The organism is Lysinibacillus sp. A1, assembly GCF_000801965.1.
Lineage (GTDB): Bacteria > Bacillota > Bacilli > Bacillales_A > Planococcaceae > Lysinibacillus > Lysinibacillus fusiformis.
Window position 1 is genome coordinate 142,634 of sequence record NZ_JSZM01000011.1, and the last position, 25,243, is coordinate 167,876.

The 25,243-nt window shown below is 39.1% G+C and carries 20 protein-coding genes; 2 read left to right on the top strand and 18 right to left on the bottom strand.

Going from position 1 to position 25,243, the window contains the following annotated elements; all coding sequences use genetic code 11:
* Positions 1-76 precede the first annotated feature (76 nt).
* Positions 77-838, top strand: a complete 762-nt coding sequence (locus PI85_RS08480) for a TerC family protein (protein ID WP_036126708.1) — start codon at positions 77-79, stop codon at positions 836-838.
* 337 nt (positions 839-1,175) lie between these two features.
* Complete coding sequence (locus PI85_RS08485; RefSeq protein WP_036126710.1) at positions 1,176-1,685, top strand: ferritin; 510 nt, start codon at positions 1,176-1,178, stop codon at positions 1,683-1,685.
* 149 nt (positions 1,686-1,834) lie between these two features.
* On the opposite strand, the gene PI85_RS08490 is transcribed toward PI85_RS08485, so the two are convergent.
* The 18 genes from PI85_RS08490 to PI85_RS08570 form a co-directional block, all read right to left on the bottom strand.
* Positions 1,835-3,016 carry an iron-containing alcohol dehydrogenase gene (locus tag PI85_RS08490; protein WP_036126712.1) on the bottom strand — a complete coding sequence of 394 codons (1,182 nt, stop codon included), beginning with the start codon at positions 3,014-3,016 and terminating at the stop codon, positions 1,835-1,837.
* Between the two features lie 17 nt (positions 3,017-3,033).
* Positions 3,034-3,879, bottom strand: coding sequence for an N-acyl homoserine lactonase family protein (locus tag PI85_RS08495; protein ID WP_369794242.1), 846 nt, complete (start codon positions 3,877-3,879; stop codon positions 3,034-3,036).
* Between the two features lie 21 nt (positions 3,880-3,900).
* Positions 3,901-5,322 carry an aldehyde dehydrogenase family protein gene (locus tag PI85_RS08500; RefSeq protein WP_036126714.1) on the bottom strand — a complete coding sequence of 474 codons (1,422 nt, stop codon included), beginning with the start codon at positions 5,320-5,322 and terminating at the stop codon, positions 3,901-3,903.
* 95 nt (positions 5,323-5,417) lie between these two features.
* Positions 5,418-6,416 (bottom strand): LacI family DNA-binding transcriptional regulator, encoded by a 999-nt coding sequence (locus PI85_RS08505; RefSeq protein ID WP_036126716.1) that lies wholly within the window; start codon positions 6,414-6,416, stop codon positions 5,418-5,420.
* A gap of 76 nt (positions 6,417-6,492) precedes the next feature.
* Positions 6,493-7,710 carry an RNA-splicing ligase RtcB gene (locus tag PI85_RS08510; RefSeq protein WP_036126719.1) on the bottom strand — a complete coding sequence of 406 codons (1,218 nt, stop codon included), beginning with the start codon at positions 7,708-7,710 and terminating at the stop codon, positions 6,493-6,495.
* Positions 7,711-7,811: 101 nt separating this feature from the next.
* Positions 7,812-9,662, bottom strand: a complete 1,851-nt coding sequence (locus tag PI85_RS08515; RefSeq protein ID WP_036126721.1) for a dynamin family protein — start codon at positions 9,660-9,662, stop codon at positions 7,812-7,814.
* A 278-nt stretch (positions 9,663-9,940) separates the two neighbouring features.
* Positions 9,941-10,825 (bottom strand): ribokinase, encoded by an 885-nt coding sequence (rbsK, locus tag PI85_RS08520; protein ID WP_036126723.1) that lies wholly within the window; start codon positions 10,823-10,825, stop codon positions 9,941-9,943.
* A gap of 75 nt (positions 10,826-10,900) precedes the next feature.
* A complete protein-coding gene (locus PI85_RS24660) occupies positions 10,901-11,071 on the bottom strand; it encodes a hypothetical protein (RefSeq protein ID WP_008180501.1) in 171 nt (56 codons plus the stop codon).
* Positions 11,072-11,267: 196 nt separating this feature from the next.
* Positions 11,268-11,858 (bottom strand): 3-isopropylmalate dehydratase small subunit, encoded by a 591-nt coding sequence (gene leuD / locus PI85_RS08525; protein ID WP_036126725.1) that lies wholly within the window; start codon positions 11,856-11,858, stop codon positions 11,268-11,270.
* Positions 11,859-11,889: 31 nt separating this feature from the next.
* Positions 11,890-13,299: a 3-isopropylmalate dehydratase large subunit gene (gene leuC / locus PI85_RS08530; RefSeq protein ID WP_036126727.1), complete on the bottom strand. Its 1,410-nt coding sequence runs from the start codon at positions 13,297-13,299 to the stop codon at positions 11,890-11,892.
* A gap of 17 nt (positions 13,300-13,316) precedes the next feature.
* Positions 13,317-14,417 (bottom strand): 3-isopropylmalate dehydrogenase, encoded by a 1,101-nt coding sequence (gene leuB, locus PI85_RS08535; RefSeq protein ID WP_036128076.1) that lies wholly within the window; start codon positions 14,415-14,417, stop codon positions 13,317-13,319.
* Positions 14,418-14,592: 175 nt separating this feature from the next.
* The gene (locus tag PI85_RS08540; protein WP_036126731.1) at positions 14,593-16,128 is read right to left on the bottom strand and encodes a 2-isopropylmalate synthase; all 1,536 of its coding nucleotides are present in this window, start codon (positions 16,126-16,128) and stop codon (positions 14,593-14,595) included.
* A complete protein-coding gene (gene ilvC / locus PI85_RS08545) occupies positions 16,115-17,149 on the bottom strand; it encodes a ketol-acid reductoisomerase (protein ID WP_008180491.1) in 1,035 nt (344 codons plus the stop codon). The genes PI85_RS08540 and ilvC overlap by 14 nt, the downstream gene beginning before the upstream one ends.
* A gap of 96 nt (positions 17,150-17,245) precedes the next feature.
* Positions 17,246-17,761, bottom strand: coding sequence for an acetolactate synthase small subunit (gene ilvN, locus PI85_RS08550; protein ID WP_036126735.1), 516 nt, complete (start codon positions 17,759-17,761; stop codon positions 17,246-17,248).
* Positions 17,758-19,524: a biosynthetic-type acetolactate synthase large subunit gene (ilvB, locus tag PI85_RS08555; RefSeq protein WP_036126738.1), complete on the bottom strand. Its 1,767-nt coding sequence runs from the start codon at positions 19,522-19,524 to the stop codon at positions 17,758-17,760. Before ilvB ends, ilvN begins: the two co-directional genes overlap by 4 nt.
* Before the next feature lie 480 nt (positions 19,525-20,004).
* Positions 20,005-21,675 (bottom strand): dihydroxy-acid dehydratase, encoded by a 1,671-nt coding sequence (ilvD, locus tag PI85_RS08560; RefSeq protein WP_036126739.1) that lies wholly within the window; start codon positions 21,673-21,675, stop codon positions 20,005-20,007.
* A 369-nt stretch (positions 21,676-22,044) separates the two neighbouring features.
* A complete protein-coding gene (locus PI85_RS08565; RefSeq protein WP_036126741.1) occupies positions 22,045-23,367 on the bottom strand; it encodes a D-arabinono-1,4-lactone oxidase in 1,323 nt (440 codons plus the stop codon).
* Positions 23,355-24,530 carry an amino acid deaminase/aldolase gene (locus PI85_RS08570; RefSeq protein WP_036126743.1) on the bottom strand — a complete coding sequence of 392 codons (1,176 nt, stop codon included), beginning with the start codon at positions 24,528-24,530 and terminating at the stop codon, positions 23,355-23,357. The genes PI85_RS08565 and PI85_RS08570 overlap by 13 nt, the downstream gene beginning before the upstream one ends.
* Positions 24,531-25,243 lie beyond the last annotated feature (713 nt).

The following is a 25,243-nucleotide window of genomic DNA, read 5'->3' on the forward strand; positions in this document are numbered from 1 at the left end:
CTTTTGCTTAAAATTGGGAAGAATATGTTAGAAGCAACCATTCATTTCTGTTCAATAATTAAAGGAGGAAACAAATTTGGAGGCAATTATTTTAGAATACGCATGGGTACTCGTCGTATTAATTGTATTAGAAGGATTGTTGGCAGCTGACAACGCAGTGGTAATGGCAGTTATGGTTAAGCATTTACCAAAAGCACAACAACAAAAAGCTTTATTATATGGATTGGTGGGGGCGTTTGTTTTCCGCTTCGCCGCATTATTCCTGATTACAACACTCGTTAATTTCTGGCAAATTCAAGCAATAGGTGCAGCTTATCTATTGTTTATGTCTATTAAGCATATTTATGATTCACGGAAAGCATCGCAAAGCTCCGAGGAGATCCAAGAGCCGAAAAAGCAATCCGGCTTCTGGATGACGGTTGTAAAAGTAGAACTTGCTGATATCGCGTTCGCGGTAGATTCTATTCTAGCTGCGGTTGCTATTGCTGTAACATTACCACATATCGGTGATTTTGATATTGGTGGTATTAATGCAGGACAGTTCGCCGTTATGTTCTTAGGTGGTCTTATCGGGGTTATCATGATGCGATTCGCGGCTCGTTGGTTCGTGAAAGTTCTTGATAAATTCCCTTCACTAGAAACGGCTGCCTTCCTAATCGTTGGTTGGGTTGGTGTGAAATTAGCTGTTTTAACATTAGCACATGAAAAATTAGGTATTATTCCACATGAGTTCCCACATTCTACAATTTGGAAAGCTATTTTCTGGATTGTCCTAGTAGCAATTGCCCTAGGTGGTTACTTAATTGGGGTCAAAAACCAAAAAACTCAAGCACAATAATGATTAAAAAAAATCGCCACGACCTATGTCGAGGCGATTTTCTATTTTAGTATGTAATATTTTTAAACAGCGCCATGCTAAATAAATTTTCATGTCATTGTAACCTTTCTAAGTCACCCTATCCAACTCCCCCGACTAATACTTGACTTTACAAACGACACAATAGCCTTTCCCTGGCGTTGTATCGAAAAATAAAGAAGTGTAAATTTTCTAATTGAGAACTAATATCAATTAAGTTTTGCACATATTTCCATGAAATTTAAAATTTTTGTATGAAGAACCGCTAACATTGTATACTAGTGAAGAAGGCATTTACTGCAAAAGGAGGAAAACTTTTATGTTATCTGAAAAACTACACACAGCACTTAACGAACAAATGAATTTTGAATTTTACTCGGCCCATGCTTACATGGCAATGGCGGCTTATTGCACAGACCAGGATTACGATGGTTTCGCTAACTTCTTTTTAGTACAAGCCGAAGAAGAACGCTTCCATGCGATGAAATTTTACAATTTCTTAAGTGATATGGGCTACCGTGCAACCATTCAAGGCTTTGAAAGCCCAGGCAATCATTTCGAATCGATTTTAGATGCCTTTAAAACAGCTCTTTCTCACGAAAAAGAAGTGACGCGCCGTATTTATCATTTATCAGATATCGCTTTAGATGAACGTGAGCATGCGACAATGGCCTTTTTAAAATGGTTCATCGATGAGCAAGTAGAGGAAGAATCTACATTTGATACATTAATTCGTAAAATCGAACGTATCGAAAACGATTCCAACGCTATCTTTATGCTAGATGCAGAATTAGCTACGCGTACATTTACGCCTGATGCAGAAGCATAACATACTTATTAAATTAGCTAACCCATGACAAAGGCTACGAAGTTTCATCAAAGAAGCTTCGTAGCCTGATTTTTAGGCTTTATATATTATAAAACTATAGCTATTTTTTTATAAAAAAACGTCAACAATCAACGTTTCTCTTTTCTTCTTTATGATTCAGCTGGCTCTCGAACTTCTCCATCAAATGCAGCGCGATAAATAGCATAAATATCTTCTCGTTCTAATGGCATCGGACTTCGAGCTAAAATTCTTGTTTGCTTTGTTGCATCGTCCGTTAATTGTTCTAGGGATTCTTCTGGTATATTAAATCCTTTTAATGTGGAAGGAATTTTTACATCTTGAACGAGCTGTTGTAAGGCATCCACACAATTATAGGAAGCCTCTTCTTGCGATAAGTAGGCAGATGATAAACCCATGGCATCTAAAATATCTTTCATTCGTTTTTCACAGCTTTGACGAATATACCCCATGACATATGGTAATAGTACGGCGTTGGAATCACCATGGGCTATATGAAATTGACCTCCCAAAGGATAAGCTAAAGCATGAACACCAGCTACTCCTGCATTGAAAAATGCCAAGCCAGCTAAATAACTACCATAGCTCATATCTGAACGTGCCTGTTTATTTTCCCCTTCCAGCACAGCTGTACGAATAGAGCCACTAATTAGGCGAATAGCTTGTAGTGCAAGTGCATCCGTTACTTCATTGGCATTGACTGAAACATATGCCTCAATGGCATGTGTTAAAGCATCAACCCCCGTTGCAGCGGTTACCTTTGGTGGTAGTGAAATCGTTAGCTCTGGGTCTACAATCGCACTGTCTGCCAATAAGTAGTCATGTGTCACAACGTCTTTTGTTGTGTCGAGGGACAGGACTGAAATATTTGTCACTTCTGAGCCTGTTCCAGATGTAGTTGGTATTAAAATTTTAGGTAATCCTTTATGTTCAAGTGCTTTTGTGCCTGTTAAATTTAAATAATCCGCTACTTTCCCATCATGCACGGCTAAAACAGCAGCAAGCTTAGCTAAATCAAGAGCACTTCCACCCCCTAAACCGATGACCAAATCAAATTGATGTTTTCTAGTAAAATCAACTAGTTTTTCTCCAATAGCAAGTGGGGGCTCTGGGGCAATATCTGTATAAATGGTCGTTGCATATCCTTTTGTACGCAAGGGCTGCTGGACTTTATCTGCTAGCCCTAATTCCTTTAAAAATGGGTCTGTGACAATTAAAATATTTGTAGCTTTAAATCTTTCTACTTCGGGCAGAAGCTGATTTAAACATCCCCAACCTGTATAGCTTACAGGCGTAAAGGTTAATTTATGCATGGCTTCTCTACTCCTATCTATTCATAATATCCTTCTGTCGATTTTCTAAATGATTTAAATTGGACAGGGTCATGACCAAACCAAACCTGAGAATTCGTTTCATTGGCAAGTCGACGAATGCGTTCAACTGTAGAATTATAGCCAACCGAATCATAAATAATGCCCGGTGGCTTAACAGGTGGGCCAAAGCTTTCCGCCGTATAGATGGCATCTGACGCTAATATAATTCCACCTGTGTCTGGCATATTAATGTGCAGACCGAGCATACCCCACGCATGGCCACTACCAAAATTCAACACTTGAATACCTTCTGCAAGCTTCACATTATCTTCACCACGTTTAATAAGGCGCCATTGTAAATTATTTTTAATCCACATATCAATGTCGCCCCAAATGTAGGCACCGTCTTTAACATTTCTTGCATACGTTTGTAACGTGCCGTTAAACTCATCTTCTTGTACAATGATCGTTGCATTCGTAAATAATTCTAAGCAGCCTGCATGGTCGAGATGCAAGTGGGATGCTACAACAAATTTGATATCCTCAGGACGAACATTCAATTCTTCTAATCGATGATGTAAATAGCATTCTTCTGGCATATTAATAGGGAACGCTTTTTGTGTAAATTCTCCCCAACGTCCATCGGGTCCCATAGCATTTGGATTACACGCCGTATCAAATAAAATTTTGCCCTCTGGATGATCAATAAGTACTGTATAAACGGGGAATTCTACAAATTCATTTGGTTGATTTGGATGATCGATTGTTGCTGGATTGTGCATGGCAATCATATAATTCTTATCCATTCGCATCGTACCGTTGTCCATTACATACAATTTTGGGTGTTGTTTGATCATTTTCATGTTTCCCATCTCCATTCGTGATTATTGGTTATTCCAAATAATGAGCTTCATTTCTGTCATTTCTTCCATTGCATACTTAATACCTTCACGGCCTGTACCACTTTCCTTCACGCCACCATATGGCATATGATCTACACGATAAGTTGGCACGTCATTAATAAGGACGCCCCCTACCTGTAATGCTTTGGAAGCTTTAAAAGCCGTCTCAATTGATGGTGTAAAAATACCTGCCTGTAGTCCGTAATGAGAATCGTTAATAGCCTCTATTGCCTCCTCTATAGAAGATACTGAATTCACAATAACAACTGGCGCAAAAATTTCTTCACAGGATACCTTACTTTGTGAAGATACGTTCGATAACACAGTTGGCAATAAAACCTGATTGTCAATATAACCACCAGCAATGATGTTAGCCCCTTCAGCAACTGCTTCTTCAACCCACTCATGGGCTCGTTGTTGTTCTGCTGCTGAAATCATCATAGCTAAATCCGTTGTTTCATCAAGAGGATCACCAATGACTAGCTGTGCCACTTTAGCGCTGAGCTTGTCTAAAAACTCATTTACGATACTTTCCATTACATATATTCGCTGCAATGAAATGCATACCTGACCTTGATTTGAAAATGCCCCCATAATCACTCGGTCCATAATCTGATCAAGTTGAACGCCTTCGTCAACAATCACTCCTGCATTCGACCCTAATTCTAACGTTACCTTTTTTAAACCTGCACGATTTCGTAGTGAAATACCTACAGCAGGACTTCCCGTAAACGTTATCATTTTCACATGAGGATGTGCTAAAAATACATCTCCTACTAATTTTCCCTGCCCCGTCACTAGATTAAAAGCTCCTGCCGGTAAATTGGTTTGTGCCAATAGTTTTGCTAGAAAATGAGCGGATAGAGCCGTTTGAGTAGCTGGTTTTAACACAATCGTATTCCCTGCTGCTAAAGCAGGACCTACTTTATGCGCAACTAAATTTTGCGGGAAATTAAACGGTGTAATTGCTGCAATTACGCCGATTGGCTCTCGAATGGTATAGGCAAAGCGCCCTTCCCCATTTTTAGAAGCATCCATCGGAATCATTTCACCAGATAATCGTTTAGCCTCCTCTGCGGCAAATTTATAGGTTTCAATGGTGCGATCAATTTCAGCATAGGCATACTTGAGCGGTTTTGCTGATTCTAGTGAAATGATACTAGCTGCCTCTTCTCTATTTTCCAAAAAGAGTGTCGATAAATGCTCCAAAATTTCTGCTCGTTGAAAAGCCGTTAACGCAGCCATGCTCTTCGTAGCTGCTTGTGCACTTGCAATGGCCTCATGCACATCTTGTTCAGTGGCCATTGCAAAATCGGCAATCACCTCTTGTGAATGCGGGGCTTGTACCTCCATATACTCTGCAGTCGTCTTCCATTCTCCATGAATCCATAAGCCCCTTTTCAAGACTTATCTCACTCCTTTCGCTTATGGTTACGTATTCATTTCTGAAAATAAAGAAATGAATACGTAACCATTTTGGTGTAAAAAATAAACTGACGTTAAATCAGTTCATTTTTACACGTTGTATTTCTTGGGAAAAGTTTAACAGACTCTGTTTGCTGGATGCAAGTACTTTTTTTCTCCATAACCTCAAATAATTTTTCAATCGCTAAAAATCCTAAGTTTTCTTCTGATGTTATCCCTACTGTTGTCAAAGCAATGGAATGATGTTTACTAAGCTCCACATTATCAATGCCGATCACATTGAAATCCCTAGGAACGTGAAAGCCTCTTTCTAAACAAAGGTTCAAAATTTCTATAGCGATGGCATCTGTCGCTGCACAAATTGCTGTAGGTCTTCTGTCCAGTTTTAATAGTTCCTCAAAAGCCTTTTCGATATCTTCCTTATTCGTATTGGTAAAAAATGCAGGTACAGATTTAGCTTCTATTTCATGATCCTTTAGTGCCTTTTCAAACCCTTGGTAGCGACCAAAAAATGTACTCATTTGATGTGGACCACCAATCCAGCATAGTGATTGATGCCCTAATGATAAAATATGATTAGCTGCTAGATATCCTGCTTGCACATTATCTATTTCTACAAAATGTCTATTTTCTTGATGCTTACGATTAAACATAATAAATGGAATTCCTAGTTTTTCTAATTTAAAAAATAAATCATCTTGATAGAGCATCGAAGATAATATAATGGCATCTGCCTTCGTTTCTAAAACTGCATTGTAAATCGAGTGTAAATTATCTTCTGTACCAAAATAAACGTTAACTTTATAGCCACGGGCATTGACATAATTGACGATAGCGGTCGTCGTATCAACAAAAAAAGGATTGTGTAAAGGGCCTGATATTAATGTGATAATGCCTGTCTTTTTCTGAACAAGCGATCTAGCTATATCATTTGGAACATAGTTTAAGTCCTCAATCGCTTTCATCACTTTTTCAACTGTTTTTGGCTTTACTAGCTCTGGTGTATTCAACACTCTTGACACGGTTGTTTGAGATACACCAGCATGCTTTGCCACATCTTTTGAAGAAACCAAAAAACCACCCATTTCATTGTTGTAAAGCTATATTATACCATACATACCGCCCTATTGATGATAGGTAGTTAGGGGGTCACTTTCTCTCATAAGGCTTAGCGGCTTCACTCGCTTTGAAATTGTAGACAGGCTTAATCATCTTAATAATATCCACTGTTTCTCCAATCGCAGATGTAATTTCTGCCATAGGCTTATAGGCCATTGGTGCCTCGTCTAATGTTTCTTCATTGACTGATGTTGTCCAGATTCCCTCCATCGTCTCTTTAAAATCTTCCATATTCAATGCTTTTTTAGCGGCACGGCGTGAGTACATACGACCTGCACCATGTGGGGCTGAATTATTCCAATCAGCATTGCCTTTCCCTATACAAATAAGTGATCCATCACGCATATTCATAGGAATAACAAGCTTCTCTCCTTTATTGGCACGGACGGCTCCCTTACGTAGCGTCATTGTCTCCGTCTCAATATAGTTATGAATCGTATCAAATGTATCTATCAACTGCCAATTCATATGTTTTGCAATGGTTTCAGCAATAGTCCAACGATTCATCTGCGCAAATTGCTGCGCGATTTTCATATCATGAATATAGTCATGGAAATGTTCGCCCTCCAGATAGGCTAACTCTTTCGGAACCACAGGATGTTTCTCTTTATAGGCTTGAATCATCGCTTGGATTTCCTTTTCTCGCCCTTGTTGTTTAAAGTCCTCTATTTTTTTAGTCAACTCTTGCTGACGTAGATTGTCATAGGCTTTTTTTTGATGCCAGTTTGCTACTTTTGCCCCCACATAACGTGAACCAGTATGAATTAGTAAATAGTACTGATTTTCCTCATCTTTAGCCAATTCAATAAAATGATTGCCTCCACCAAGTGTCCCTAACGATAGATTCGTATACTCATCCTTAAAGCCACTTGCTTTGAACTGTTTACCTTCGAACGCTAAAAATTGTCGGTCAGGCGATAGTTCCTTATGAACCTCTTGACCGCTCGGTACATACGTTCGAATGATAGTATCGAGTTTCTCATAATCAACCGTCGTTACATCTAATTGCGCTACAAATACACCACAGCCCACATCCACACCGACTAGATTTGGCACAACCCGCTCCTGTAGGTGAATGGTCGTGCCGATAACACAGCCTTTCCCTGCATGATAATCAGGCATAATACGTACCTTTGTACCTGACATAAACGCCTGATTCGTCAATTCTTGAATTTGATCGATCGCTGATGGCAATGCTGTTTCAGCATAAATTTTAGCCTCCGTATAACGTCCTTTAATTTCAATCATTTTTATCCCTCCTTACCATTTATACGTATAAATGGTATGATATGTTTCATTCCATAAAAAACGCCCTAAAAGATTGATTCTTTTAGAACGTTTTGTAAAGTTTATTCTTCATATTGTATGGCTAGTTTATTTGGTATCTCTGGAATATCGTTCGATTTCACATCTTCTTCTTGTAAGGTTAAGCATTGCTGTGGATACATTTCCTCCACATCAAAAGGTATAGCAATACTCTCCATTTTATTATTCATTTGACTACGTGCCAATAAACCATTCCTTGAAAGATCGATGCTCAAAATAGCCTGCACCGTTTCTTCAAGCATTTCTAGATCCTTTGCTTTTAGTGGCATTTGTTCCTGCATTAAAAAAGGTTGAAGATGGTCCTTAATATAGCCCTGTGCTTCAATTAAACATGAAAATTCATTTAGTTTTTCAGCATAACGCTTTAATTGTCGCTTCTCTTTCGCACGTTGTTGATTTAATTCCTGCACTTTTTGTTCAATACGACTCATACGTTCCTTTACTAAATTGACTAAATAAGGTTGAATGTCTCGAACTGCTTGCAACATGGACGTTTCTGCTTGCAGTACATTGTCGTATTGAGCTACACAAACCACTTGTTGCTCATTTAATTTTTGCACACGCTCTTTGAAAAACTCATTTTGGGTATGTTGACCGAAGATAGCCTTCATAAGCCCTTTACCATGTATCTTTTTATGCTGTGCATCTAAGCGTTCATATTCTCGTGAATACTCACTGTGCATAGTACGATACTCCCGTAACATTTGTTGATAATATACAGCGATTTCAGTAAATTTTTCTACCTTCTCATCTTGTAAATAATCATGTTGCGAGATAGTTTGTAAGAGCTGATAAAGGGTTTGAACATGTGTAAATGTATTGGCCACTTGCTCATATTCTTGCTCATATTCCTTAACTATCGCTAAGTCACGCTGATAGCGAGAAAACTCAAATTGGGTATCGCCTGCGTACTTTTCAATATTCTCAACAGCAGACTGAAATGGGTCACGTCGTGGAATTACAGTTAATTCGAAGCGGAACCGTTCAAGCCATTGTAAGAAGCGAATTAAAATGGCATAGGTTTTTTTTTCACTATTTTCAGCCACACGATGTATGTGAGCTATTAAATGGTCATATTGACTTTTCTGCCAAAGCTCAAGGTTGTCCGTTTGCTTGGCTGCCAGTGCATTCGTTGCAGAAATAGCTATAAAATCACTCATCAAATGGCCAATACGTTGTTGTTCAGCAGTAATAAATGCGTCTGCATGCTCATCAGCATCAATACCATTGATGACACATAAAGGCTCCACTCCTTTATGCTTTAACGTATCCATTAATAAAAGCTCAGCATCAATCGCCCTAGAGCCGGCACGTAAAACCCAAAAAATTTCATCTACACGGTTCATTAGTGCTTCAGAGAAATAGGCCATTTCACCTCCCCCAGCTTCTAAGGAAACCGAGTCAATGATTGTCACAGATTTTAATAAATCATTTTTTAAATATACTTCTAAGTAATCTAAATGTTCACGTAAAATCTGCGAAGCAAATGTATCACCTGTTGTCAGTAGTTCTAATTTACTAAGATCAAATATGGCTACAACGCCATCTAAAAAATAGGCTTTAATCTCTTCTTGTTCGCCATATCGAATAAATGTATTGACACCTGTCGGATGTTGATCATTTACAGATAAAACCTCACGTCCGAGGAGTCCGTTGACTAGTGTCGTTTTGCCTACTCGTTGTTTACCGACAATTAAAATCATCGTTTGGTTATTAGCATCTTGAATAATACGATTTAAATGTTTAGCTGTATCTTTCACATATGTATTTTGGACAATAATACTGTACAATTGTCGAAGCTGATCAACAAATTGTGGCAATATATTATTCGCTGAGGTTGTATATTCGATTGGCGTATGGTCAATGTTCGTCATCCTCAAAACCTCTTTTCGTATGTATCTATAAGATCATTATAAATGATACTGATGCTTTACTAATATATAGATCAACGAAAAGAGGACAATATACTTATGCATTTATACATCAAATAGGAATTCATCCTTATACTGATACAATGTCATTTCACATTTCATTCACATTTCATTCACAATTCAGACTAAAAGAAATAGCCAATTTTATGAATTTTACTAAAATTGCCAGCGTAAATAACCTTTATTATAGCTATTTAGATCTATCTGTTCCTTTTGGAATACTATTCCCCGGTGCCCGCCATACGCGCGTAAACTTCACCAAGTGTAGGCATGCCTCCCTGTGCACTAAATTTTTCAACAGACAATGAAGCAGCAAGGTTGGCAAAGTACACTGCCTCATCTAATGATTGACCCTCTACTAAGGCATGCGCTAGTGCACCGTTAAAGGTATCACCTGCACCAGTTGTATCCACAGCAGTCGTCATATAGCCTGGAATATGAACGGGAAATATACCATCAAAATAACGCGCACCATCACTTCCTAGCGTTATAATGAGCTTATTAGGATACTTTTCTAGCAGTTGATCGATGGGCTCGTTAAAAATTTCTGCACATTCTGTTTCGTTTGGCGTTAAATAGGCGATATCCTTCATCCACTGTTTATCAAAATTTGCCGCTGGTGCAGGATTTAATAATACTGGCACTCCCGCCTCTTTACATAGTTGAATGGCATATGCTGTTGTCTCTTTTGGAATTTCCAGTTGAATGATCACCATTTGGCTTTTTTGTATCAACTCTTTGGATGCCTCAATATGTGTAGGTGCTAATTCATAGTTTGCACCAGACACCACTACAATTCGATTATCTTGATTGTAAATAAGAATGTTAGCAATACCTGTTGGAGCTGTAGCACTATGAACAATTGCATCTGTCTTTACTTGCTCTTGCAGTAAACCTGCACATAATGTTTCACCAAAGCTATCCTGACCGACACAGCCAATCATCGCCACATCACTTCCAAGTCGAGCAGCCGCAACTGCCTGATTTGCCCCTTTTCCTCCTGGAACTGTTCGAAATGCATGGCCAAGAATGGTTTCTCCCTGCTTTGGAAAAACATTCATTTGTACAACTAAATCCATATTTAAACTTCCTATAACTGTAATCATTAATGTCCCTACCTTTCTTCTAAGCTCTATTTTAATGGAGAAAAAAGGTCAAGGACAGGGTGTTTTAAAAGCTTTTTAAAGTTTTCCTAATAATCCTTTTCTAGCCTCACGTTCAATTTTACTATCACAATCTTCGCAGGAGAATTTTCCTTTCATATTTCTTTTATACAAGGTATATTTTCTTGTCCCTTCCACAACCTCAAACGTCTTTTTACAAAAAATACAGGAAACTGAATAAGTAATCATAATCAATTCTCCTTTCAAATAACTTGCTACTTCTACATTATCAAAATATACCATTTATTCACATTTTTTTATTCAGAATATTCTTGTTAAATTTACTTCTATTCACATTCTATCCATATTTATTTGCATGGATATTTGCAAACGCATAAAAAAACTGAAGACAACTCTTAGTTTGTCTTCAGTCTCCAAAAATAGGTTAATAAGCTACTCGCTTCTCTTCATAAGCAGCGATATGGTCCTCGTATTTAAAAGTTAAGGCAATCTCATCCCAACCATTTAGCAATGTTTCCTTGTAGTATGGATCAATTGTGAAATGATAAACTGTTCCATCCTCATCTGATAGCGTTTGTGCTGCAAGATTCACTTCCACTGAATATGGATTTTCTTTGCCCTTCGCTAGAATTTCATCACATTCCGCTTCTGTTAGCTTAATAGGAAGAATCCCATTTTTAAAGCAGTTATTATGGAAAATATCTGCAAAGGAAGGCGCAATGACGACATTAAATCCATAATCCAATATGGCCCATGGTGCGTGTTCTCGAGAAGAACCACAGCCGAAATTATCCTGTGCTACTAGAATTTTTGACTCTTTAAATGCTGGTTTATTTAATACAAAGTCTTTTATTTCATTGCCGTCTGCATCAAACCGCCAGTGATAAAATAAATACTGTCCAAAGCCTGTGCGCTCAATACGCTTTAAAAACTCTTTTGAAATAATTTGGTCTGTATCCACATTTTTACGATCAAGTGGTGTAATAACACTATTTACGATATTAATTGGTTCCATTTTCAACATCCCTTCCGTGTAAAAACAAGCTTTACACAGTTTCCTTTACAAATTCACGTACATCTACAAAATGACCTGCAATTGCGGCTGCAGCTGCCATTGGTGGAGATACTAAATGTGTACGAGAACCAGCTCCCTGACGTCCTTCAAAATTGCGGTTGGATGTGGAGGCACAGCGTTCACCAGCTGGGACCACATCATCATTCATCGCTAAACACATGGAGCAACCTGACTCTCGCCATTCGAAGCCGGCGTCTATAAAGACTTTATCTAAGCCTTCTGCCTCTGCTTGTTTTTTTGTAGTATGAGAGCCTGGAACAACGATTGCTGTAACATCGCCATGTACTTTTCTTCCTTTAATAACATCCGCAGCTGCACGTAAATCACTAATACGCGAGTTTGTACAGGAGCCAATAAAGACATGCTGGATATCAATGGACGTTAATGGTTGCCCTTCCTCTAAGCCCATATAATCAAGAGCTTTTTGAAGTGCTGCCTTATCGGATTCATCTTTATAATCTGCTCGTGTTGGGACGTGGCCAGAAACTCCTGTACCCATCGATGGATTGGTTCCCCATGTAATGATAGGCTCGATTTCTTCCGCTTGAATAATACGAACTGTATCGTAAGTAGCATTCTCATCAGAAGCTAGGCTTAACCAATAGTTAGCTGCTTCCTCAAATTGCTCACCTTGTGGCGCATATTTACGACCACGAATATAGTCTACTGTTGTTTGGTCAGGGGAAATAAGCCCTGCCTTGGCACCAGCCTCAATCGACATATTACATATCGTCATCCGTTCTTCCATGGACAGTTTGTGAATAGCCTCTCCAGTAAATTCCACAATATATCCTGTGCCGACTCCAATTCCGAACTTTGCAATAATGGCTAAAATAATATCTTTAGCGGCTACCCCGACTGATAGCTCCCCTTCCACACGAATCTCCATTGTCTTTGGCTTATTTTGCCATAATGTTTGCGTCGATAATACATGCTCTACCTCAGAAGTTCCAATACCAAAGGCAATCGCTCCAAATGCACCATGTGTGGATGTATGTGAGTCTCCACAGACAATCGTTTTGCCAGGCTGTGTAAGCCCTAACTCTGGTCCAATCACATGGACAATTCCTTGATCAGGATGGCCCATACCTGCAAGTTCAACACCAAACTCTTCAGCATTTTTGGCTAAAGTTTCAATTTGGTTACGTGCAATCGGATCATGGATGGTTGGTAAATTTTTTGTTGGAACATTATGATCCATTGTTGCAAAGCTTAAATCTGGACGACGTACTTGACGTCCATTCATCCGAAGTCCTTCAAAAGCTTGCGGAGAAGTTACTTCATGAATTAAATGAAGATCAATATATAACAGGTCCGGTTTGCCCTCTTCCTGATAAACAACATGTTTACCCCAAATCTTTTCAATTATATTTTTACCCATTGTCTTCACCTATTTCTTTAAATATATGTTGTCATAATGCTTTGTGAAACAAAACTAGTATCAATTTCATTAATAACCTTGTCTGTCCATTCATTTGTTGATAAAACGCGACTGCCATCACGGGCAAGATCTGCTGTAAAATAACCATCATCAAATACCGCACTTACGGCACGTTCAATTTCTGCTGCTTCTTCCTTTAAGCCAAACGAGTATTGAAGCATCATCGCTACAGAAAGAATAGTTGCTGCAGGATTTGCCACTCCTTGCCCTGCAATCTCAGGTGCTGACCCGTGTACTGGCTCATATAGGCCAAAATTATCTCCACGAATAGATGCCGACGGTAATACACCTAAAGAACCCGTAATAACAGATGCTTCATCACTTAAAATATCCCCGAACATGTTTTCTGTAACTACTACATCATAGTGTCCAGGATTTGTAATCAGTTTCATCGCTACAGAATCTACTAGGTTATGTTCCACCATAACATCTGGGTATTCTTTTTTCTTTGCTTCTACGACTTCTCGCCATAAACGACTTGTTTCAAGAACATTCGCCTTGTCAACAGAGCATAACTTGCCTCCACGTAAACGTGCTAGCTCAAAGGCATTTTCAACGATACGCTCTACTTCTGCTTTCGAGTAAACAGTTGTATCAATTGCGCCATTTTCAGTACGCATACGTGGTTCCCCGAAGTATACGCCACCTGTTAGTTCACGAACAATCATTAAATCAACGTTTTCAGCTACTTCACGCTTTAATGGTGAAGCATCTAGTAAACTCGGGAACGCCTTTACAGGACGTAGATTAGCAAATAAATCAAAGTGTTTGCGAATTCGCAATAATCCCTTTTCAGGGCGTAATTCAGGTGGATTCTGATCCCACTTTGGCCCTCCAACTGCTCCTAGTAGAACCGCATCACTATTCTCACACATCTCAATTGTTTCATCTGGTAGTGGATTATTGTGTTGGTCGATGGCAGCGCCCCCGATTGTTCCATACCCTAAATGGAAAGTATGATTAAACCGTTTACCAATCACTTGTAATACACGCACAGCAGAAGCAACAACCTCTGGCCCAATTCCGTCACCAGGAAGTACTGTAATTTTTTTCTCCATCATCAAAACACCCTTCTTTATATAGCGCATTCGCTAATTTAGTAAAGACGCTCACCAAATTTATGAGTGATGAGCGTATTCAATTTTCTTGATTAACCTTATACGCCATGATTATTGCATCCGACTTGTGAATGGTACCTCACACATTTCACTACTTGTAAAACTGGACGATTAATTAAACTGGATGTGCACGAAGACTATCTTTTATTAAATGACGGTTAATAGCATTTAAATAAGCTTTCGCCGATGCTTCCAAAACATCCTGAGAGGAGTTGCGGCCAGTCGTCGATACATGATCATAACGAATATTTATAACAGCTTCACCAAGTGCATCACGGCCTTTACCCACTGATGTCACACGGTAATCAATCACATGAACAGCACTTGGTACTAGCTGCTCTAGCGTGTTAAAAATGGCTTCTACTGACCCAGAACCAGTGGCAACTACTGTTTTCTCTAATCCCTCTGGTGTTAGCACAATGGCTGTGGCCGTCGGAATATTTTCTGTACCATATTGCACTTGAACCATTTTCAATTCAAATAGTGGCACATCCTCTAACTGAATTTGCTGTTCCGTAAGAAGAGTCAGTAAATCTTCCTCTGTAATTTCCTTTTTACGATCCGCCAGTTTTTTGAATTCTATAAACGCCCTATTCAACTTTTCATCTGATAGATCAAAGCCCATTGTTTCAGCTCGATCACGGAAGGCTGCTCGACCAGAATGTTTTCCAAGAACTAAAGGTATTTCTCCTTCACCAATCAGTGCTGGTGAAATAATTTCATAAGTTTCTGGATTTTTTAACACACCATCCTGATGAATACCCGATTCGTGTGCAAATGCATTTTTCCCAACAATCGCTTTGTTTGGCTGAATCACAACGTTTGTCAATTTACTGACTAATTGGGACGTACGTTTAATCTCTTGCAGTTGTATTCCTGTTTCTACCTGATAAAAATCCTTACGTATATGAAGGGCTACGGCAATTTCTTCTAACGCTACATTGCCTGCTCGCTCTCCAATGCCATTAATTGTTCCCTCCACTTGTGCAGCACCATTTTCAATTGCCGCCAATGTGTTGGCTGTTGCCATTCCTAAGTCGTCATGACAATGGGCAGAAAATTTGACTTTATCAGCGCCTTTTACGTTTTCCAGCAAATACTTAAATAATGCACCATATTCGTAAGGGGAGGCATAGCCGACTGTATCAGGGACGTTAATCGTTGTGGCCCCAGCGGCAACCACTTCATTCATAATTCGTACTAAAAATTCACGATCTGAACGGAATGCATCCTCAGCAGACCATTGTACAAGGGGAAAGTATTTTTTCGCATATTTAACCGCTTCAACCGCTTGCTCGATCACTTGTTCTGGTGATTTTTTCAGCTTGTATTCCATATGGATGGGCGAAGTAGCTAGAAAAATATGAATATGTGGTTGTTGAGCTACTTTAATAGCTTCCCAAGTCGTATCAATATCCTTTTGGATACAACGAGCAAGGCCCGTTACAACTGAATTTTTAACTGTTTCAGCAATGCGATGGACTGCATCAAAGTCACCAGGTGACGAAGCAGGAAACCCTGCTTCAATAATTGTCACACCAAAGCGCTCTAGCTGTTTAGCTATTTCTATTTTCTCTGCTGTATTTAAATTGATACCAGCAGATTGTTCACCATCGCGAAGCGTAGTATCGAAAATATCAATTTTTCGCACTTGTCGCCACTTCTCTTACCACTTTTTCTTTACCTTCGTTGATGAATGGCATCATCTCACGTAGTTTTGCGCCTACTTCTTCGATTTGATGGTTCGCACCAGCCTCTTTGAACTTTGTATATTCAGGACGACCATTTTCATTTTCTTGAATCCAACGGCGAGCAAACGTACCATCTTGGATATCCGTTAACACATCTTTCATACGAGCCTTTACAGACTCATCGATGATGCGTGGTCCTGCCACATAATCTCCCCACTCAGCTGTATCTGATACGGAGTAACGCATTGTTGCCATTCCACCTTCAAACATTAGATCAACAATTAGCTTTAACTCATGTAGTGTTTCGAAGTATGCTAATTCTGGTTGGTAGCCTGCTTCCACTAACGTTTCAAATCCTGCTTTTACTAGCTGTGTTGCGCCACCACAAAGTACTGCTTGTTCGCCAAATAAATCTGTCTCTGTTTCTTCTTTAAATGTTGTTTCAAGAAGGCCACCACGTGCGGCACCAATGCCTTTACCGTAAGCAAGTGCTAAATCTTTTGCTTGGCCCGTTGCATCTTGATGGATAGCGAATAAACCTGGTACACCAGCACCTTCTTGGAATTGACGACGAACTAAATGCCCTGGCCCTTTTGGCGCTACTAAAAATACGTCTACATCTGCTGGGGGTGTAATTTGCCCAAAGTGAATATTGAAGCCGTGTGCAAACATTAGCGCTTTCCCTGCTTGTAAATGTGGAGCAATTTCTGCCTCATACACAGCTTTTTGTCGCTCATCTGGTAGTAAAATTTGGATTACATCTGCTTCTTGTGCTGCTTCAGCCACTGTTTTTACGTCAACACCATCTGCTTTAGCAGCATCGAAAGATCCTCCTGGGCGAACCCCTACTACTACGTCAAAGCCTGATTCTTTTAGGTTTAATGCATGTGCATGACCTTGTGAGCCGTATCCGATAATAGCGATTTTCTTTCCTTTTAATACTTCCTCATTAATATTTTGTTCATAGTACATTGTAGCCATTGTTGTTTCCTCCTAGAATTTGGTTTATTTTCACAGCTCTAGATGCATGTCATTTTGGTAGTGCTCACATCTAAAGCTATCAATTTTATAGGCAAACTATTTTAAAATAGAGAGCTGCGGATTCGAGATCTTTTGTGTTTCACGAACTGAGGCAGTTGCTCCTGTACGTGTAAGTTCTTTAATGCCATATGGTCGAATGAGTTCAATAAAGGCATCTATTTTGTCTGGGTGTCCTACGACTTGATACGTCACTACATTTTTAGCTGTGTCAATTATTTGAGCACGGAACGGTTCGACAATCGAATTCATTTCCAAGCGTAAATTTGGTGGTGAAATGACCTTTACTAGTGCTAGTTCTCGCAGGACAATTGATTTTTCAGTAATATCATTGACCTTTAATACATCAATTTGTTTAGATAATTGCTTCACCAGTTGTTCAATTTTGCCTTCATCCTCTACATTGACAACAAATGTCATTTTTGAAAAATTCGGTTGCTCTGTATGACCAACTGTAATGGATTCAATATTAAACTGACGTTTCATAAGTAAACCTGTTAATCGATTTAACACACCACTTTGGTTAATCACAGTTACGGTAATTACTCGTTTCAATTCTTTTTCACCCCAATCATTTCATGTAGGCCTTTGCCTGGTGCTACCATTGGGTATACACATTCAAGCTGTTTCACACGACAATCGATTAACACAGGCTCATCAGAAAGTAATGCCTCTTTGAAAATAGCTTCCGCTTCATTAATTGTGTTAATGCGATAGCCTTTAATGCTATATGCATCCGCCAATTTAACAAAATCCGGTTGGATTGGCATTAGTGAGGATGAATAGCGCTCTTCATAGAATGTTTCTTGCCATTGGCGAACCATTCCTAAACAGCTATTATTCAAAATCACTATTTTTACTGGTAAGTTAAATTCCTGTAGAATGGACAGCTCCTGTGCAGTCATTTGAAACCCTGCATCTCCTACAATCGAAATAACTTTTTTGTCTGGCTTCGCAAATTGGGCACCAATTGCGGCTGGGAAGCCGAAGCCCATCGTACCAAGTCCACCAGACGTTACCCATGCATGATCATTATTTAAATGATAGTATTGCGCTGTCCACATTTGATGCTGACCAACATCTGTTGTCACAATGGCATCACCCTCTGTAATTTTATGAACTAATCGCAATGCCTCTTGTGGTAAAATTTCCTGATCATGATCATTCTTGCAATACCATAATGGATACTCATTGGCGTGATTTCTTAAATAGGCTAGCCAATCCGTTGTATCAGGACCATCAAAATCCTTTTTCAGTATCGCTTTCAATGCTTCTTTTGCGTCTGCCACAATCGGAATATCTGTCGGTACGTTTTTACCAATTTCAGCAGGATCAATATCGATATGAACAATTGTCGCATTTGGTGCAAATGTAGCTAAATTACCTGTTAAGCGATCGTCAAATCGAGCACCAATATTAAGTAATAAGTCTGCCTTTGTTATTGCTGTGTTCGCTGTTGCCGTACCGTGCATGCCGGCCATCCCTAGGAATAATTCATGTTCACCGTGGATGGAGCCTAAGCCTAGTAAAGTATTCGTTACAGGGATACGGTATTTTTCAGCGAATGCTGTTAATTCTTCACGTGCGTCTGCAAAAAGAACACCTGCACCAGCTAAGATGACTGGATTTTTTGCTAAAGAAATTGCTTGTATCGCCTTTTGGATTTGTAAGTAGTTAGGCTTATAGGTTGGTTGATAGCCTGGTAAATAAATTTCATCTGGTGCTTGAGGCGGATTTTCTACATCAAACAGCATTTGTGAAACGTCCTTTGGGAAGTCAACGACAACTGGCCCCTTACGACCTGTGCTGGCAATATGGAAAGCTTCTTTGACAATACGTGGGATGTCATTTACATCTTGTACTTGATAATTATGCTTAGTAATTGGTGTAGTAATACCCATAATATCCGCTTCTTGGAAAGCATCTGTGCCAATAACAGAAGTAGCAACCTGACCAGTAAATACCACTAAAGGTATGGAATCAATCATGGCATCAGCTATCCCTGTAACAAGATTTGTTGCGCCTGGGCCACTTGTAGCAATGACAACACCCGTTTTCCCTGAAACACGCGCATAGCCTTCCGCCGCATGGATGGCACCCTGCTCATGTCTTGTTAAAATATGACGGATTGGATTTTTATACATCGCATCATAAATTGGTAATACAGCACCACCTGGATAGCCAAAGATGATTTCAACACCCTGATCGTGCAATGCCTGCACTAGTACATCGGCCCCGTCCTTTGCTTGATAGGTTTGCTCAACTGTTGCAGTTGTTGCTAATTGTTCTTTTTCATTGATTGAAACATTCGCACTCATCAATATGCCTCCTTTATTTCTTTCAAACTCACACATCAGTGTTGTAGATTAATGAAGTGTCACTAGCTGGTTAGTCTATGCTCTCCTCCTGAAGAAGGAGAGTTAGCTCATTCCATTATGAAAATAATAAAAAGCCTTTTTCTCCACACGCAAAGAACTACCTTACGTAGGGATGAAAAAGACTTTCCATGGTACCACCCTTTTTTATAGCAAATAATTGCTACCTCGCGAATAAATGACAGCATTTATGCACCAATGCGGAATATATCGCATCCAATAGGGTGTCATAAAACATTTATTCATTAATAACGAGCACTTTCGACTATGCCCGAAGCTATCTAATGGTGTAAACACGTTTAATAGCTCACTCCGAGGGGATGTCGGATCTAGTTGTATCGCCGGCTTCCAGCACGACCGGCTCTCTGGTAGATACAAGGCTCTAGAACCTTTAACCTCATCAACGTTTTCATTTATCTAGTTTTAAATCTTCATAACGCCACCAGTGGAAGCGTTCGTCACTAATTTTGAATATCTTGCGAGCCAACCTCGTTTGATTTTAGGCTCAAAGACTGGTAATTTTGCACGACGTTCAGCTAAAACTTCCTCTGAAACTTGTAAATTAATCGTACGATTTGGTAGATCAATTTCAATCATATCTCCGTCTTCTACTAAAGCAATTGGACCACCTTCAGCAGCTTCTGGTGAAATATGTCCGATTGAAATACCGCGTGATGCCCCTGAGAAACGACCATCTGTGATCAATGCCACCTTTGTACCAAGGCCACGACCTTGAATTGCAGATGTTGGTGCCAGCATTTCCGGCATTCCTGGGCCACCTTTAGGACCTTCATAGCGAATGACGACTACATGGCCCTCTTTCACTATTCCATTATCAATATTTTCTTGTGCTGCCTCCTGTGAATCAAAAACGATGGCTTGACCTTTGAATACTTGGATGGAAGGATCTACTGCGCCGACTTTAATCACGGAGCCTTCTGGTGCAATGTTACCGAATAACACCGATAAACCACCTACAGCACTATATGGATTTTCTTTCGTTCGAATGACTTGATTATTTGTAATGTGATGATCTTTAACTAACTCACCCATTGTCATTCCTGCCACTGTTGGACGATTAGGATGTATAGCACCTGGAATAGACACCAATTCATTAATAATGGCACTAACGCCACCAGCTTTATTAATATCATCCATTGAAATATCGGAAGCAGGCATGATTTTTGCTAAATAAGGTACTCGTTCTGCAACTTTATTAATATCCTCAATGTTGTAATCTATTTCTGCTTCATTGGCAATGGCTAATGTATGTAGAACGGTGTTAGTAGATCCACCCATAGCCATATCTAATGCAAAAGCATCGTCAATTGCCTCTTTTGTAATAATATCGCGTGGCTTAATATCTTCCTTTACCATACGAATTAATTGTTTTGCCGCTTCTTTAATGAGTTTGTGACGCTCTTCAGAAGTAGCTACAATTGTTCCATTACCTGGTAAAGCAACCCCTAGCATTTCCATTAAACAGTTCATAGAGTTTGCGGTAAACATCCCTGAGCAGGAACCACAAGTCGGACAAGCATTATTTTCAATATCTAATAGCTCTTCGGCAGACATATTTCCTGATTTATGAGCACCGACACCTTCAAAAACAGACGTTAATGAAAGCTGTTTGCCTGATGCAGATGTACCAGCCTCCATTGGACCACCAGACACAAAAATCGATGGTACATTGGTACGAACAGCTGCCATAAGCATACCAGGTGTAATTTTGTCACAGTTTGGAATATAAAATACGCCATCAAACCAGTGTGCATTAATAACCGTCTCAGCTGAGTCTGCTATAATTTCACGACTTGGTAATGAATAGCGCATACCAATATGCCCCATTGCAATACCATCATCGACACCAATTGTATTAAATTCGAATGGAATACCACCCGCTTCAATAATGGCTTCTTTTACAACATCAGCGAACGTACGTAAATGAACGTGACCTGGTATTATGTCGATATAAGAGTTACAAACCCCAATAAATGGCTTGCCTAAATCTTTTGCTTTTACTTTGCCTGTTGCATATAAAAGACTTCGATGTGGCGCTCGATCTACGCCTACTTTTATCATGTCACTTCTCATTTTAAACGCCCCTCATTTATTGCTTTCCATACTATGTTCGTTGCTATATACAAAATCAAAATATTCTGTCTATTTATTTTTTGTTTATAGATAACAGCTTTCTAGAGTACTACTGCTGTAACGAACGTGTTAAATTGTTGTTATCATAGTACGAAAAAAAGGTCTCGTCAACACTATTTTTTGAATTGTTTAAACAATTCAAAAAATCTGTCAAAATTGAAATCGTTTACATGCTGATTAAGCATCAGTTTTATCTCGTTTTGATAAAAATTTTGACATTTCGTTCAAATTTTAATTTTTTAAAAATATAGAACAATAATTTTCTAAATATGAACAAAGAGTTGGAAAGGGCGGAAAAGGAGATAGCGCTTACAATAGAAATAATTTTTTTAAATATCCTGTAAAAAACACATGATCAGGATCATATTGGTGTCGAATGTTTAAAAATTTTTCAATTTCAGGATATAATTCATAAACCTTTTGAGCGGTTAAATGATGTTGTTTGCCCCAATGTGGACGACCTTCATATTTCTGCATTAACGTATGCACCCATTTAAAATAGGGCTCCTCCGACATTCCTTTATACATATGGAAGGCGATAAAGGCAGATTCACGCCCCTGTGTTGGGCTTAAAAAACCAGCTTCCCCTGCAGTTGTTCGACATTCTAATGGAAAATGAACATTAAAAATACGCTTTTTAAAGGTTGCATGAATTTCCTCTAGACAAGCTTCAAATTGAGATAATGGGATGGCATATTCACTTTCCTGGAACTTCACACTACGAGGTGAAGGATAAATTTCATAGCTTATACCTATTTTTTCACTTTCCACCACATTAGCCGCTGCTATTTTACTCATGGCACCACTTAAAGCTGGTTTCCACTTACAAAGCTCAGACATCGCAAAAAAAGCACCATTTTCTACAATTTGTAACTTAAGGTTTTCTATTTTCTTATTCCATTCACTTTGATAGACAGGAGCCACAACATTCATTCGCTTTACTTGAATCGTCTCACTACCAGGGAAATAAAACCATTCCACATGACGATGTTGTTGGATATCCTCCGCAAACCCGATGAGTCCATTCGCTAACGTATCTCTTGCCCCCACATAATGCAGACCATATAATGGCATGACTTTAATCGTTACTTTAACAAGAATACCGAGCATTCCTAGCGATACATGAAGTGCTTCAGACAAATCATCTAATCCTCGTCGATGCTCCTGATAAGTTCCCGTCCCATCCACAAACCCCCACGACATCACGGCTGAGGATAAGGAACCAAGTGTAACACCTGTGCCATGAGTCCCCGTTGAAACGGCACCTGCAATAGTTTGCTCCTGAATATCTCCCATATTAATTAATGCAAATCCATGCTTTGCTAGCATTGGTCCAATTTCATATAAATAGGTTCCAGCCCATAATGTAGCCTCCTGCTTTTCCTCATTCACAGCGATCAATCCGCGCATATTATGTAAGGAAATAGCTATATGCTCCGGCATTGCCACAGCGCTAAACGAGTGTGCTGCACCTGTAACACGAATTGTCTTAGCAGATTCGCGTGCATGTCTAACAATCATTGAAACTTCTTCAATAGAATGCGGTAAATACATTTCACTTGGATAGGAAATAACATTCCCAGCCCAATTAGTCCATTTTTCTCCATTCTTCCATTTTTCTATAGAAAACATTGTCCATCCCCCCTGTATGTTGTATAAGATCCTACATACTTGTCCCCTCGAACACCATGTAATAATTGGAATCGTTCACAAAGCTCCCCAGCCTTGGCATGTCGAAAATAAATGGTATCGCCAATTTCAATGTTTTTCCCTTTGACCTTAATCGGTGTTTGCACCTCTCCTGCCCCTTCTAAGCTAAGATATGCAAAATTGGTAGGTTCATAGAATACAGGTAACCGATCAATACTGATCGCACCAGAAGCTGTATATCCCCCACCATGACAAACAACGATATTTTTTTCAGGCTGTCTCGTGACACGCAAGGCAAATCCGGCTGCTTTTTCAAGCTGCAAATGGGTAAATTGATCGAACAGAGCAGGGGCATAAAAGGCAGAACCAACCGTAATTTCAGTCACTTCTTTCTGCTGAGCTGTGTAAGACATACTACCTGAACCTCCTCCATTAACAAAACGTAAATTTGGAAAATAGGCTTTAATATGAGCGATAGCTAATCGACGAAATTGAGTGACCTGCTTTTTCGCCTGTGCTTGCATGGCTTCTATTACTCTACCCTTTACTACATTCGATGGACGATTACCAACACCAGCGATTTGCGCCTCATAGCCCATAGCCCCTACTACTTCAATAGAAGGATTATTTTTTATGGCTTGCAAAAATGGAGTTAACGTTTCAAGGGAATATAATGATGAACGTTTCGTACCAAAGTACAATAATTTGAAATCATTGGATACATTAATATCGATGCAAATTGGGACACGCACACCCATTTCATTCCCTAACTTCGCTAATAGTTGGATATGTTCCTGTCGATCAACCATAAATGTAACGGTTTTCCCCTCTTGAACAAAGTGTAATAATTGACGTATAGCCGTCTCTTCCATCACTGGGTAGCCCAGTAATACATCATCGAACTGTTGCTGTAGTAAAAAAATTGTCTCTGCTGCTGTAAAAGTCATAAACCCAACTACATTCACAAGTTGATGTTGAATATAGCGAAGCACCTCAACTGAACGAATCGATTTTGTTGCTAGACGAATTGGTTTTCCCCCACATGCACCCTGTACAATTTGAATATTTTTATCAAGTGCATCAAAATCCAACCACGCAAATGGCCGTTCCAAATGACCAAACGGTTGATCCCATCTTGTTGTCATTTAATCCCTCCCTTTTAAGTACTAAGTATTAGACATGTAATAGAATAATTCCTTTAATCAAAATAAAAACAACCGTGAGCAGTTAACTAACAATGCCTACACGGTTGTTTTTAAAATGGGACAAACATTTCATTCACCTTTCTATTAAATTGGTTACGATGCGTAGAGGAAATCCGCTGCTAGATTTAATAAAACTAACAAATGCAAGCCCGCAATTAGTAAACCTTGACGATTTAATCGTTTCATTACAGCCATATTCATATATAACACGCTCCTTTTTCACATTATATTCTTTTTTAGTTCATTTTTCAAACTATTCAAATAATGGAAAATTACCCATTTAAAAAGACTACCTATTAGCAATGTGCTAAATAAATTTATGCATGGGCGATTGAGGTGATGAATCAAAAAAATTTTTCGAATGAATAGGCTGTTTTTGCAAATAATTTTAGAAAAGGCTCATTCATTTCTTTCGAAAGTAGGTGAATGTATTTTAGGTACGATTTGAAGGCGCAAACATACTATAGAAGTAAGCGATAATCGGTGTATGTATCATATAAAAGCTGTTATATGTAATGTAGGCATATTCACAACAAATTATGCAGATGATTTGGCTGTCACTCCAGCTAAAAGGTTAACGACAGCCGGATAAAATCATGTAATTATTACTAAAAAAGATGGCAACGTTTAATCTGCTTCATTCAGGGTATAAC